This window comes from Frondihabitans cladoniiphilus, assembly GCF_039544345.1.
In the GTDB taxonomy this organism is placed as follows: Bacteria; Actinomycetota; Actinomycetes; order Actinomycetales; family Microbacteriaceae; genus Frondihabitans; species Frondihabitans cladoniiphilus.
Map to the genome: position 1 here is coordinate 115833 of NZ_BAABLM010000012.1, position 12772 is coordinate 128604.

A 12772-nucleotide genomic window follows, 5' to 3' on the forward strand; every position below is an offset into this window, starting at 1 on the left:
CGGCGGCGGAGGTCAGCCTGACGGGGAAACCCCGGCCTCAGTAGTCGTTGCCGAGCACGACGTGCCGGACGACCTGCCAGCCCTGCGGAGCGGACAGTCGCTCGGCGTGCTTGGCGCAGAGGTCGTACCCGTGCGGCTCCACCGAGGTGCTGAGCGGCCCGACGACCGCCATCGAGTCGGCGTAGTCGTAGGTCAGAGTCGCCACGGCCTCGTTCTGGCAGGTGGCCTTGCTGCAGGATCGCGCGTTCATCTCGGGCCAGCTTAGCTTCCGGCCGGGGGATGCCCGGGCCCCCGCCCGCCGCCGCGCCCGCCGTCACGAGCGGCCTCCACCACAGGCACGCCGCAGGGCGACGACTACCATGGGCAAATGGCAAGAACGCCGCGCGTGCGCACCTCCGGGCGATCGACTTTCCGCGATCGGCACGGTCGGGGCCTGCGTTCCTCCGCGGCAGGCCCGCACCTGCCGTTCCTCCGCACCAGGCTCGACCTGTTCGACGACCTCGCCGCCGCCACCGCCTCGTATCTGCGCGAGTTGTGGCCGGACGAGCTCGAGGGCGTGGTGTTCGAAGTCGCCGGTGTGCCCAGCACTGCCCCCGATCGCGAGTTCGTGCGGTGGCACGTCGATCGGGCGACCCGACGCATCACGCTCTACCGCCTGCCGATCGAGCGGCTCGCCCACCTCGACGAGTCCAAGCGGCAGGGCGACGAGGAGTGGCAGCACCGCATGCTCGTCGAGGGCTACGTGTTCCGGGCGGTCGGCGACCTGCTGGGCAAGGACCCGTGGGATCTCGCGCCCGACCGCTTCCGCGACCGCTGATCCGGAGCGTCCTCTGACCCGGAGCTAGCCCCGACACCCGTTTTCAGGTGATCGAGCAGGGGCCTCCTGCGTTCCGGTCAGGATCCGGCCGACCTCCTGAGTACTGGCCGGAAACAGCCCTGTGTCCTGAGCAGCGACGGGCAAGACACCGCCTGTCCTGAGAAACGACAGCAAACGGGGGATGCACGCCCCTACGGGTAGACGGTGACCGGCGTCGAGACCGACGACGGCGAGACCAGCGCGTACGCCGCGATGCCGTCCGAGCCGCTGTAGGCGATGGCCCCGCGGAGGCCGTCCGCTCCGGTGAGCGTGGCGCTCCGACCCGACACCAGCGACTGGCTGACGCTGGAGTTCGCGGCGACGGTGACGGAGGAGGCCGGGACCCCGGGGCTCGCGATCTTCGCGGTGATCGGCCGATCGGTCGCGTTGGCGAGGGTGAGAGTGGCGGTCGCGTCGCCGGCGGTGTCGAGGGGGGCCACGGTGAACAGCGTCGCCCCGTCCAGGGCGGGTGCCGAGCCGACCCAGGCGAGGTCGGAGGTCCCCGAAGTCGGGTCGCTCGACGAGCGGGCACCGGTCACCACCGGCTCCGTCGACTGGACGGTCGCGGTGTAGACGCCGTCGGGCAGCCCGTCGAGCGGCACGTCCGTCACCTGGCCCGCGGCGGCGCTGACGCTGAAGGTCGCACCGGTGCCATCCGGAGTGGAGACCTGGATCGAGAGGTCGGCGGCGGTGGTGCCCGGGTTGAACGCCCGGAGGATGGACTTGAGATCGCCGTAGCCGCTCTCGCCGAGCTGGGTCTGGACCTGGTCCGAATCGCGCACGACGATGCCGGGGATGGACTGCGTGGTCGAGGGGGCGGCCGCCGCGCTGACGACGTCGACGCCGCCGGGCTGGAGCGTGCGCACGATGCTCTCCTGCAGCGAGGCGGTGATCTGCCCGCCGCGGCTGGTGACGTGCAGCACGGGCGACACGAGGCCGGTGGCGAACCCGGCGAGGGGGATGACCTTCTGGCTCTTCGGAGCGACCACGATGCCGGTGAGTCCCGGCCCTTGCACGGTGCCGGTCTCGCCCCAGAGCGCGATGTCGACGGTGGAGTTCACGTCGGTGGGGTTGACGAGGTCGATGAGGGTCGTGCGTCCGGTCTCGGTGGAGCCGCCCACGAGCCAGGTCGACGACGTCGGTTCGGCGCACGGTGAGGCGGCGATGCCGGAGAGATCGGGAGCGGAGACGTTCTGGAGCTGCGCCCCCGACACGAGAGGGACCACGCCGCCCGCAGCCGCGGCGGTGACGACCTCGGGTTTCGAGGCGGCTCCGTCGCTTCCGGCCAGCGGCGTCGACGTCGGAGTGGCCTTCCCGCTCGCGGCGGTGGCGGTCGATGCCGCGCCCTGAGCCGTGACGGAGGTGGCGGACGCGGAGGCGTCGCCGGCGAGGCGCAGGAGCGACCCGGAGCAGGCCCTCTGCTGGTCGAGGGCCACCGGGGTGACGACTCGACCGGCGGGGGTCTGCGAGAGGGTGGGCAGCGGCACGACGGTGGCCGCCGCGACGACCCCGCCTCCGATGGCGAGGGCGACGACGCCCACGGCGATGCGCACGCCCGTGCGGACGATGGTGCGTCTAGTCATCTCGCTCCTCGTCGAAGGTGGTGGCGGGCAGTTCGGCCTCGACCGGCCCGGAGCGGGCGCGACGGCGTCGTGGCGCGGTCGGGATCGCCAGGAGGAGCGCCGATCCGAATACGATGCCCCAGACGATCAGCACGATCGGCCGCAGCGCTCCGTCCGGCTGGTGCGAGGGCAGTGTCTCGGTCGCGTCCGTGTAGCGCCACAGCTGGCCGCTGGTGGTGTCGCCGACGGGGAGGAAGAGGCCGTTGCCGTCGAGCGCCCCCGAGGCGCGGGTGCCGAGCGCGTCGCCCGCTCCCCCGTCGTCGGTCTGGCTCAAGAGGACGAACCCGATGCCCAGCTCGCGCAGGTCCGCCCGGGGGTCGTAGCCGCTGCGGCTCACCAGGTTGCCCGCGAGCACCGTGAGGTCGCGCGACGTCGCATTCAGCGACTGCCGGGTCGAGTCGAGCGTGGACTGGTCGTCGAGGGTCTCTCCCGAGCCGCGCTGGAGCGAGACCCCGAGCGACCCGTCCGGCTGAGGCGTGAGCACGAGCGTGCCGACCTCGGGCTTCACCTGCGCCTCCGCCGTCACGTAGGCCGAGAGGATGCGTCCGCTGCTCGGCTGGATGAGGGTGGTTCCGAGCATGGTCGCCACCAGCAGCGGGATCGAGGCGGCGACGCCGACGATCGCGAACAGGAGTCCGACGGGCGGGCTGAACCGCGGGATGCGGTCCAGGGTGATCGACGCCGCGCCGACGAGCCCGGCGAAGTAGAGAGTGAGGCCGCTGCCGGCCCAGATCGATGTCGTCGTGCTCCCGACACCGGTGATCTGCACGTGGGTGGCCAGCACGGCCGTCGCGTAGCCCAGGAGAGCGACGGCCAGCGCGGCGAGCGCGCGACCGCGGGTGGGCAGGAAGACCGAGACGATCGCGAGGATGCCCAGCGGCAGCATCGCGAGCACGATGATCACGGCCATCGTCTCCCCCGTCACTCCCACTCCGGCGACCAGGCGGGTCCATCCGTTCAGGCCGGTCTCCGCCGAGCCGAGCGCGAGCTGGAGGGCGGATGCCGGTGTGGTCCGGGAGGGCACCCCGGGGTCGGCCAGCAGCGCCCACCAGGTGCCGCGGCCGAACTGCGCGACGGCGAGCGGAACGAAGAGGGCGATCGCGGGGATCGGCACGCCGAGCATCCGGTGCGTCCCCCGGGGCCTCGTGGCGATGGCTCCGAGCCAGCCGATGACCAGCGCGGGGATGAGCACCGGCGTCGAGGCGGCGACGACCGCGAAGAGGAGGGATGCAGTCGCGCCGGCCGACCAGGACCGGTGCGCCGACGACAGGGCCAGGACGAGGAACGGCAGGGTCACGAACGTGACGGCGGCGCCGAGGTGGCCCGTGTGCAGAGCGGCCAGGATCGGGGGCGAGACCGAGTAGACGAGTGCGCCGATCGCGGGCACCCAGGTGCGCGTCGTGACCCGCCGGATCGCGAACCAGGCGCCGATGGCCGACAGCGGCAGTGCGAGGAAATAGAAGAGGACGATCGACGTGGACGGCGACCAGAAGGTGATGCTGCCGAAGACCGCGAGAACGCCCGTGAAGGGATCGGACGGGCCGACGAAGCCGGTGCCGATCTCGTGCCAGCCGTTGCCGACCGAGTGCCAGAGGCTCCCCGGAGTGGCGTCGAGGGGAAGGAGCCCACCGCCGGTCACGGCCGGCGACTTCAGCAGGCGGAAGAAGGCGATGACGCCCACCACGGCGGCGAAGAGGGTCACCCAGAGCCCGCCGCCGGCGACGAACGAGGCGCGGGGCACGGCGGCGTCCTCGACGAGGGCGAGCCGGGCGTCGCGGTCGTTGACGCGCCGCTCGCGGAGTTGCTGCAGGTCTGCTCGAAGCGGTCGGATCGCGCCCCAGCCGACCTTCTTGGAGCGGCGGAGGGCGACCCGTGCGCCGGCGACCCCCGTGCGGCCGAAAGCGGCCCGGAAGGCGGTCGCGAACTCGCCGCCGACGGCACCCGGGTTCTTGGCGAGGAGGTGCCAGATCGAGCGGAGGAAGGCCAGCGGCACGAGGCTCAGCCAGTGGAACGGCAGGGCGAGGGGCGACGAGTAGACGAGACGGCGGTGGAGCTGGGCCTCCCGACGGAGCCGGGACCGACGGGCGTGGCCGCCCTCGGTCCGACCGAAGTCCTCCGGGTGACCCTGCGAGAGCACGCGCGCCGACGGGACCAGCACCACGCGGTGCCCGGCCAGGCGCGCCCGGGTCGAGAAGTCGAGCGAGGCGTCGACGTGAGGCAGGCCCGGGTCGAATCCGCCGAGCGCTTCCCAGACGTGGCGACGGACGAGCATCCCCCCGGCTGCCACGCCCAGTACGTCGGCCTGCACGTCGTGCTGGGCCTGGTCGAGTTCTCCGGTGACGAGGGCGAGGGATGCACCGAACCGCGTCATGGTCTCACCGAACTCGGCGATCACCCGCGGTTCGTCGAAGCGCATCAGCTTCGGACCGGCGACGGCCACCGACGGCGACACCTCGGCGGTGCCCATCAGCTCGGCCAGTGCCTGCGGCTCGGGGGCGTTGTCGTCGCCGAGGATCCAGATCCAGTCGTCGAGCGATTCGGTGGCCGGTCCCAGGACGCGCAGAGCGTGAGTCACCGCTCGGCCGAGGGACGTCCCCGCCGGGACGGACGTGAGCTGAGCGGCACCGCTCAGGGCCAGTCGGCCGGCCGGGGAATCGGGGCCGCCGGCGTCGACGACGACGAGCGCCTCGGGCGGTCGCGTCTGACGCGACAGACCGTCGAGGGTCTTGTCGAGGGTGGTCGCCCCACCCGGGGCGACGAGGATCGCTGTGACTCTCGGCTGCATGACGGTGAGACTCTAAGCGGCTATCCGGCAGCGGGTGGGGACCCCTGTCGCGTGCCGCTTCGATTCATAGGAAGGGTCAGGCGCGCTTGCGGAGTTTGCGACGCTCGCGCTCGGACAGGCCGCCCCAGATGCCGAAGCGCTCGTCGTTCTGCAGGGCGTAGTCGAGGCACTGGGCCTTGACGTCGCACGAGGCGCAGATCTTCTTGGCGTCGCGGGTCGAACCGCCCTTCTCGGGGAAGAACGCCTCGGGGTCGGTCTGCGCGCAGAGCGAGTCGGCCTGCCAGGCGAGCTGGCTGTCTTCTTCGGTCGGGCGGCGGACGCCAGGAACTCCGAGAAGGACCGGGTCGACGTGCCAGTCGTCGGGGACGCCGGCACCCGGGGTACGAGCGGCCAACGGGTCGGCGAGCCCGAAGTCGATGTCGCGGGCGGCGGAACCGTCTTGGGCGAAGCCGTAATCGGCGGCGTTGTCGTTGATGGCCATGGCGCATCTCCCCTCGTCGGCACTCGCTTCCCCGGCGGTCGCGATGTCTGTAATTACACCGTTGTAAGTAGGGGTACGTCAAGTCGGGCATCATAAAACCCTCGACCCCCAATTGAGGGTCATTGAGCGTTCGGGCGTGTCGACCGGGGTACGAAAGGAGGACACACCGCGCGATCTGCGGGCTGCCCGACGGGGCTGTGCCTACTCGGCCGAGCGGCGCGCCTCCCAGGCGCTGGAGACCATCTCCAGGAGCGTGTGGCGCATCTTCCAGTCGAGGTCGCGCCCGGCCAGGACGCCCTCCGCGACGATCCGATCGGGGTCGCCCGGACGACGCGGGCCGATCTCCGGCGTGAAGGCGATGCCGGTGGCCTCGGCCATGGCGTCCATGATCTGGCGGACGGAGACTCCGGCGCCGCTGCCGAGGTTGTAGGCGGTCTCGAGACGTTCGCCCGCGTCGAGCTTCTTCGCCGCCACCGCGTGCGACACGGCGAGGTCGGCGACGTGGACGTAGTCGCGCACGCAGGTGCCGTCGGGGGTGCCGTAGTCGTCGCCGAAGATCTTGGGCGTGCGTCCGTCGAGGAGGGCCTGGAAGACGAGGGGGAAGAGGTTGTGCGGGCTCGCGTCGTAGAGGTTCGGCTCGCCGGAGCCGACGACGTTGAAGTAGCGGAGGCTCGTGTGACGGAGGCCCGTCGCGACGCCCTGGTCGCGCAGCAGCCACTCGCCGATCAGCTTGGACTCGCCGTAGGGCGACTCGGGCGACTTGGCCGTGTCTTCGGTGACCAGGTCGGTCGACGGCGTGCCGTAGACCGCCGCGCTCGACGAGAACACGATCCGGTCGACCCCGCGGCCCGCCATGGCCTCGAGGAGAGTGGCGGTGCCGGTCACGTTCTGCTCGTAGGTGTGCAGGGGGCGCTGCACCGAGACGCCGGCGTACTTGTAGCCGGCCACGTGCACCACGCCGGTGACCCCGTGCGCCTCGAGGGTGTTCGCGATCAGGTCGCCGTCGAGGAGGGTGCCGCGGACGAAGGGCACGCCCTCGGGCACGAACGCCTCGATGCCGCTGGAGAGGTCGTCGAGGACGACCGGCTCGAGCCCCTCCGCCGCGAGCGCTCGAACCACATGAGAACCGATGTACCCGGCACCGCCGGTGACCAACCAAGACATGGCACTCAACCTATCGGCTCCGCCACGCGCATCCCGAGCCCCCGTTCGAGGTGTCGCGAACCGGACCCGACGCGCGGCCGGACGCCGAGGCCGGCGGTACTCCGACGTGTCGGCGAGCCCCTAGGCGGACGTCGCGACGAAGGCCTCGCCCGTGCCCGTGACCGCGAGACGCCATTCGTCGGGCGTCACGTAGGCCGATTCACCCTGAGAGAGGCGGATGTTGCCGTCCTGCCCCTTGAGGTGCAGCTCGCCCTTCGTGACCAAGACGATCGATGGCCCGCCGATCGAGACCACGGCGCCCGAGGGGCCCGGGGTGACGTGGAGCAGTGCGAAGCCGGTGCCCTCGGGCTCGAAGCGCTCGACACCCGCCCCGGCGTCCGTCGGGCGGAGGTAGGGCAGCGGCAGCGGGTCGAAGTCGAGAACGCGCAGGAGCTCCGGCACGTCGACGTGCTTGGGCGTGAGCCCGCCGCGGAGGACGTTGTCGGACGGAGCCATCAGCTCGATGCCGAGGCCCTCGAGGTAGGCGTGGATGTTGCCGGCGGGGAGGAAGAGCGCCTCGCCCTTCGAGAGCGTGACACGGTTGAGGAGGAGCGCCACGACGACCCCGGCGTCGCCCGGGTAGAGCTCGGCCAGCGAGGCCACCGTCGCCACGGAGATCGAGGGAGACCCCTGATCGGCGGCGGCCGCACTGACCGCGGCGATGGCCGCGGCTGCGTCGGCGCTGCCGCCGAAGAGCCAGGCGACGGTCGACTCGAGCGACTCGCCGAGGTGCTCGCGGAGGGACGACAGACGCCCCGACCCCGAGTCGAGCGCGTCGACGTCGGCGAGCGTCTCGGCGAGGGGACGGAATCCGCAGAGGGCTGCGAACTCGTCGCTCAGCGCGTAGATGACCTCGGGTTTCGGGAAGGGGTCTTTGTAGTTGCGCTCGGAGGCGAGCAGCGGCACGCCGGCGGCGTTCTCACGATCGAAGCCTTCGCGGGCCTGCTCGGGTGTGGGGTGGGCCTGGATCGACAGCGGCCGTGCGGCGGCGAGGACCTTGAGGAGGAACGGCAGCTCGCGGCGCCCCTGCCCCAGCGCCCGCTCGGGCTCGGCGGCGATCCAGTCGGCGAGGGTGTCGGCGCCGTCGACCACGGCGGGATTGACCACGATGCTCGGGGAGCCGGGGTGGGCACCGAGCCAGAGCTCCGCTTCGGGCTTGCCGGTCTCGTCGCGGCCCAGGAGGGAGGCGATAGCGGTCGTCGAACCCCACGCGTAGTCGCGCGGCACGTTGGTGATGGCCAGGAACATGCTCCGAGGCTAGCAAGGGTGCGTCTCGGACGACGAGCCGGGCGCCCGGGTCCCCCCGGGCTATTGCCGTTACTGTGAGGTGCCATGGTCGACACCTCCGCCTCACCCCGCCGCCCCGCCGGGGAGCGCACCCTGTTCGCGACGGCGGTCTTCCTCGTCCTGTTCGGCGGCGACGCGCTCCGCAACTCCATCAACTGGTGGGGATGGGGCGTCCTCTGCGTGGCCCTGGTCGTCGTCAGCATCGTCCTGATCGTCCGCAACCCGCTCAAGGCGAGCCGTCTGCCGATGCTGCTCGGCCTCTTCCTCGCGATCGTCGTGGCGAGCATCCTCTGGTCGGCCTATCCCCTCGGCTCCGCGCTCGGGATCGCGACGCAGCTCATGACCACGGTCGCCCCGGTCGCGATCGTGGCGACGCTGCGGTGGGAGTCGATCGTGAAGGCGCTCGGGCGCGCGCTCCGCATCTACGTCGTGGCGAGCATCCTCTTCGAACTCGTCGTGTCGATCTTCGTGCGGCACCCGTTCTGCCCGGTCTACGTGTCGTGCCCGCCCGGGCATCCCGCCGCCTTCTACTGGACCCGCGACAACCTGTTCACCGGCGGGCAGATCCAGGGCCTGCCGGGCAACAGCAATCTCCTGGCGATCATGGCGTTGCTCGCCCTCATCGTCACCGGGGTCCAGGCCTCGGCACGGGTGATCAGCAGGCAGGAGGCGATCGTCGGCATCGTGTTCGCGGCCGCCGCGCTCGTGCTGACCCGTTCCTCCACCGTCGTCTTCTGCCTGCTGGTCACCGCCGTGGTGCTGGTGTTCGCGCTGGTGGCCCGCCGGGTGCCGCACGAGCGGCGATGGCTCGTCGGCGTCGCCGGGATCGTGGTCGCCGCCGTCGCGATCGGCGGGGCTCTCGCCCTGCGCACCCCGATCCTCCACCTCCTCGGCAAGAGCAAAGACCTCACCGGACGCTTCACGATCTGGAAGGAGGTCTGGCATCTCGCCGTCCAGCGCCCCGTCGCCGGCTGGGGCTGGACCGGCTACTGGCAGCCGTTCTACAAGCCGTTCAGCACCCTCGCGAAGCGCAACGGCGTGCTCTACCTCCAGGCCCACGACGCGTACCTCGACGTCTTCTTCCAACTCGGGCTGATCGGGCTGGTGGTGTTCCTCGGGGTACTCGTCACCACGGCCGCGCGGTCGTGGTGGTGGGCAACGGACCGGCGGATGCTCGGGCCGCAGACCCCCGCGCCGTGGAACCACCTCGACCTCCTCCCCCTCCTGTTGATCACCGCGATGCTCGTCCACGGGCTCGCCGAATCCCGGCTCATCGTCGAGTGGGGCTGGGCCCTCCTCGTCCTGATCTGCCTCTCCACGCGTGCGGACAACTTCCGCTGGTGGACGAGTCCCGCGGCTCCGGTTCCGGCCGCATCGGAGTCGCGAACCTCCGACGCACCGGTGAACCGGGCGTAGCTTCCGCTGAGACAATGGAGCGTGACGAACCCGGGTGCGCAGCGTGATCCCCTCCGCCGCTACCTGTCGGCGTGGATCGGGTTCTCGGCGGGCGGCTTCTTCAGCCAGGCCCTCTCGGTCGCGATCCTGCTGTACGCCCTCGGCCTCCACACCGTCCGGGCCCTGATCGGCTGGCCCGGCTCCATCGCCGTCCTGTCGTCACTGGTCGTCCTCGCCGGGCTCTCGCTCTTCGGCGCCCGGCACCGCATCGAGTGGCGCGGCATCCTCCCGGTGTCCCTCCTCGCCTTGTTCGCCTTCCTGGCGGCGAGCACCTTCTGGAGCCAGTACACCTGGGTCACGATCGGCGGGGTCCTGTACGCCCTCGCCTTCGCGGCCCTCGGCATGTTCCTGGCGCTCGGCCGCGACCTCGTGCAGGTGATCCGCGCGACCGGCGACGCGCTGCGCATCCTCCTCACCGTCTCGCTCTCCCTCGAGGTGCTCAGCGGGCTCCTGATCGACACCCCCATCCCGTTCCTCGGCATCGAGGGCAACCTCTGGAAGGGCGGGCCGATCCAGGGCGTCGCCGGAACGCGCAACCTGCTCGGGTTCCTCGCGGCCCTCGCCCTGATCACGTTCGCCGTCGAGTGGCTGACGCGCTCGGTCACGCAGGGCACCGCGATCGCGTCCGGGGTCGTGGCCGTGCTCTGCCTCGTCTTCGCCAGCTCGCCCGTCACGAGCATCGCCGTGCTCGTCCTCGTCGTCGCCGCCATCGCGCTGCGAAGCATCCGACGGGCGCCCAAGGAACGCAAACCGGTGCTGCAGGGCGTCCTCCTCGCCCTCGTCCTGATCGGAGGCTTCCTCGCCTACCTCGGACGCGACCGGCTCCTCGCCGCGATCGGCGCGACGAGCGACGTGCGTGCCAGGCTCTCGCTGTGGACGGAGATCCGCACGCTCATCCCCCTGCACTCGATCGCCGGCTGGGGCTTCACCGGGCCGTGGCAGTCCGACGTGTTCCCGTTCTCGATCCTGAGAGTCGCCGACGGAGCGCCGTCCGACAGCGGACTGGGGGCGTTCTACGACACCTGGCTCCAGATCGGTCTCGTCGGGCTCCTGATCCTCATCGCCGCGGGCGGACTCGCCTTCCTGCGGTCGTGGCTCACGGCCTCGGACCACCCGATCGTCGCCTACGTCTGGCCGTCGCTCGTGCTCGTGCTGATCGGCGTCACGGCCTTCGCCGAGAGCTACGTGCTGGCAGAGGGCACGCTGATGCTCTTCGTCACGATTGCGACGATCTCGGCCCGCAAGCGCTCGTGGCGCCTCCGGCTGCCGCACTTCGACACCGGGTCGACCGAGTTGCCGCGGTCGCGCTGACGCTGTGCTTCGCGCTGACCGCGTGCTTCGCACTGACTGCGCCGGAGGCGGCCGGGGCCGGCCTTAGAAACTGGCGCGGAGCGTCTCCACGCCCTTGACGCTGTCGCCGTCGAAGATGACTTGGCCGTGGGACAGCACGATCGCCCGGTCGCACATGTCCTGAACGGTCTGAAGATCGTGCGTGACGAGGACGATCGTGCGCCCCTCCTGCTGAAACTCCTTGATCTTGTCGAGACACTTCTTCTGGAAGGGCTCGTCGCCCACCGCCAGCACCTCGTCGACGAGCAGGACGTCGGGATCCACGTGGATGGCGATCGCGAAGGCGAGGCGCACGTACATGCCCGACGAATAGAACTTCACCTGGGTGTCGATGAAGTCGGGGATCTCGCTGAATTCGACGATCGAATCGAAGTAGCCCTCGATCTGCTTCTGCGTGAGCCCCAGAATGGCTCCGTTGAGGAACACGTTCTCGCGGCCGGTGAGGTCGGGATGGAAACCCGCCCCCAGCTCGAGGAGTGCTGCGAGCTGGCCACGACGCCGGACGCTGCCGTCGGTCGGCTGGATGATGCCGCCGATCACCTTGAGGAGCGTGGACTTGCCGGAGCCGTTCGCACCGATCAGGCCGACGGTCGTACCGGCTTCGATGTCGAGGTCGATTCCGCGCAGCGCCCAGAAGTCCTCTTTGTGCTTTCGGGACCGACCGAAGTTGACCAGGCGCTCCTTGAGGGACTTCTCCTTGCGGATGATGAACCGCTTGGAGACCTGATTCATCGTGATGACGGGAACGTTGCTCATGCTCAGATCTCCTGCGCGAAGTTGCCCTGCAGGCGTGCGAAGACCCGCTGCGCCACCCAGACGAGCACCAGACCGACCACGAACACCACGAGAAGACGGAAGTCGAGGTTCTGCGGCCAGTCCACCGGCTGGATGATGTTGGGCTGACCGGTGGCGGTCAGGCCCAACTGCGTCGGCTTGCTGCCCGCCTCCCACATGCCCTTCTGGAAGGCGAGGATCGCGTCGGTCATCGGGTTCGCCAGGTAGACGCTGGAGACCCACGGGTGGTGGGCGCCGATGGTCTGGACCTGGGTCCAGGAGTAGACGATGGGCGACGCCCAGAAGAGGATGAGCAGGGCCACTTCGACGAGGTACTGGATGTCGCGGAGGTAGACGTTCCAGGCGGAGAGGAACAGTGCGAGAGCGGTGCCGTAGGTGATGACGATCACGACGGCGGCGAGGGCGTAGAGCAGGTTCCAGCTCAGAGGGAACTGACCGGTCAAGAGGATCGCGGCGAGGAGGACGATCATCTGGATGCCGAAGTTGAACAGGGCCGACCCGATCGACGCGAGAGGGAAGAGCTCACGCGGAACGTAGACCTTCTTGATGAGGCCGGCATTCGCCAGGATGCTCATCGTGCTCGACGCGATGATCTCGTTGTAAAGACCCCAGATGGTCAGGCCCGAGTACACGAAGATCGCGTACTGCGGCACCGAGCGGGCGGCGCCGAGGAACTGCCCGATCGCCACGTAGTAGATGAGGAGCATGGTCAGCGGTCGCACGAACGACCAGACGAAACCCAGGCTGCTGTCTTTGTAGCGGGCCTTCAGCTCGCGCCGGATGAGGAGGTCGAGCAGGCTCCGGTGCGTCAGGACGTCTCGGACACCGCCGAAGAAGCCGCCGATGAGAGTCGCGTCGGGAGCTCCCGCCGCGACGAAGGGAAGCTTCTCGAGGCGGCGGATGCGTTCTTGCGCTGCTGTGGTCGTCACGTGACTCCT

General features: G+C 70.3%; 10 protein-coding genes and 1 pseudogene. 3 read left to right on the forward strand and 8 right to left on the reverse strand.

Going from position 1 to position 12772, the window contains the following annotated elements; translation table 11 throughout:
- Positions 1-37 precede the first annotated feature (37 nt).
- Complete coding sequence (locus ABEA39_RS18255) at positions 38-250, reverse strand: DUF3499 family protein (protein ID WP_345377404.1); 213 nt, start codon at positions 248-250, stop codon at positions 38-40.
- A 117-nt stretch (positions 251-367) separates the two neighbouring features.
- Between ABEA39_RS18255 and ABEA39_RS18260 the strand changes: the two genes are divergently transcribed.
- Entirely contained in the window at positions 368-817 is a 450-nt protein-coding gene (locus ABEA39_RS18260) for a metallopeptidase family protein (RefSeq protein WP_345377405.1), read from the forward strand.
- Between the two features lie 191 nt (positions 818-1008).
- Here ABEA39_RS18260 and ABEA39_RS18265 read toward each other — a convergent pair whose 3' ends face one another.
- From ABEA39_RS18265 to manA, 5 genes are all read right to left on the reverse strand, one after another.
- Complete coding sequence (locus tag ABEA39_RS18265; protein WP_345377406.1) at positions 1009-2439, reverse strand: DUF5719 family protein; 1431 nt, start codon at positions 2437-2439, stop codon at positions 1009-1011.
- Positions 2432-5263, reverse strand: coding sequence for a glycosyltransferase family 2 protein (locus ABEA39_RS18270; RefSeq protein ID WP_345377407.1), 2832 nt, complete (start codon positions 5261-5263; stop codon positions 2432-2434). Before ABEA39_RS18270 ends, ABEA39_RS18265 begins: the two co-directional genes overlap by 8 nt.
- 76 nt (positions 5264-5339) lie before the next feature.
- A complete protein-coding gene (locus tag ABEA39_RS18275) occupies positions 5340-5657 on the reverse strand; it encodes a WhiB family transcriptional regulator (protein WP_345377484.1) in 318 nt (105 codons plus the stop codon).
- 288 nt (positions 5658-5945) lie between these two features.
- Positions 5946-6908, reverse strand: coding sequence for a UDP-glucose 4-epimerase GalE (gene galE / locus ABEA39_RS18280; RefSeq protein ID WP_345377408.1), 963 nt, complete (start codon positions 6906-6908; stop codon positions 5946-5948).
- Positions 6909-7028: 120 nt separating this feature from the next.
- Positions 7029-8195: a mannose-6-phosphate isomerase, class I gene (gene manA, locus ABEA39_RS18285; protein ID WP_345377409.1), complete on the reverse strand. Its 1167-nt coding sequence runs from the start codon at positions 8193-8195 to the stop codon at positions 7029-7031.
- 84 nt (positions 8196-8279) lie between these two features.
- On the opposite strand from manA, the gene ABEA39_RS18290 reads away from it, so the two are divergent.
- Positions 8280-9650, forward strand: a complete 1371-nt coding sequence (locus tag ABEA39_RS18290) for an O-antigen ligase family protein (protein ID WP_345377410.1) — start codon at positions 8280-8282, stop codon at positions 9648-9650.
- Between the two features lie 21 nt (positions 9651-9671).
- On the forward strand, positions 9672-11000 hold the full coding sequence (locus ABEA39_RS18295; RefSeq protein ID WP_345377411.1) for an exopolysaccharide production protein: 1329 nt from the start codon (positions 9672-9674) through the stop codon (positions 10998-11000).
- A gap of 75 nt (positions 11001-11075) precedes the next feature.
- Here the strand turns inward: ABEA39_RS18295 and ABEA39_RS18300 are convergent.
- Positions 11076-11795 (reverse strand): annotated as a pseudogene (locus tag ABEA39_RS18300) (ABC transporter ATP-binding protein); the annotation flags it as partial.
- A 2-nt stretch (positions 11796-11797) separates the two neighbouring features.
- Positions 11798-12763: an ABC transporter permease gene (locus tag ABEA39_RS18305; RefSeq protein ID WP_345377412.1), complete on the reverse strand. Its 966-nt coding sequence runs from the start codon at positions 12761-12763 to the stop codon at positions 11798-11800.
- Between the last annotated feature and the right edge of the window lie 9 nt (positions 12764-12772).

What these genes read in the sequence shown, in the direction of transcription:
- ABEA39_RS18255 (WP_345377404.1), bottom strand. Translation starts at nt 250, where the DNA reads ATGAACGCGCGATCCTGCAGCAAGGCCACCTGCCAGAACGAGGCCGTG.
- ABEA39_RS18260 (WP_345377405.1), top strand. Translation starts at nt 368, where the DNA reads ATGGCAAGAACGCCGCGCGTGCGCACCTCCGGGCGATCGACTTTCCGC.
- ABEA39_RS18265 (WP_345377406.1), bottom strand. Translation starts at nt 2,439, where the DNA reads ATGACTAGACGCACCATCGTCCGCACGGGCGTGCGCATCGCCGTGGGC.
- ABEA39_RS18270 (WP_345377407.1), bottom strand. Translation starts at nt 5,263, where the DNA reads ATGCAGCCGAGAGTCACAGCGATCCTCGTCGCCCCGGGTGGGGCGACC.
- galE (WP_345377408.1), bottom strand. Translation starts at nt 6,908, where the DNA reads ATGTCTTGGTTGGTCACCGGCGGTGCCGGGTACATCGGTTCTCATGTG.
- manA (WP_345377409.1), bottom strand. Translation starts at nt 8,195, where the DNA reads ATGTTCCTGGCCATCACCAACGTGCCGCGCGACTACGCGTGGGGTTCG.
- ABEA39_RS18290 (WP_345377410.1), top strand. Translation starts at nt 8,280, where the DNA reads ATGGTCGACACCTCCGCCTCACCCCGCCGCCCCGCCGGGGAGCGCACC.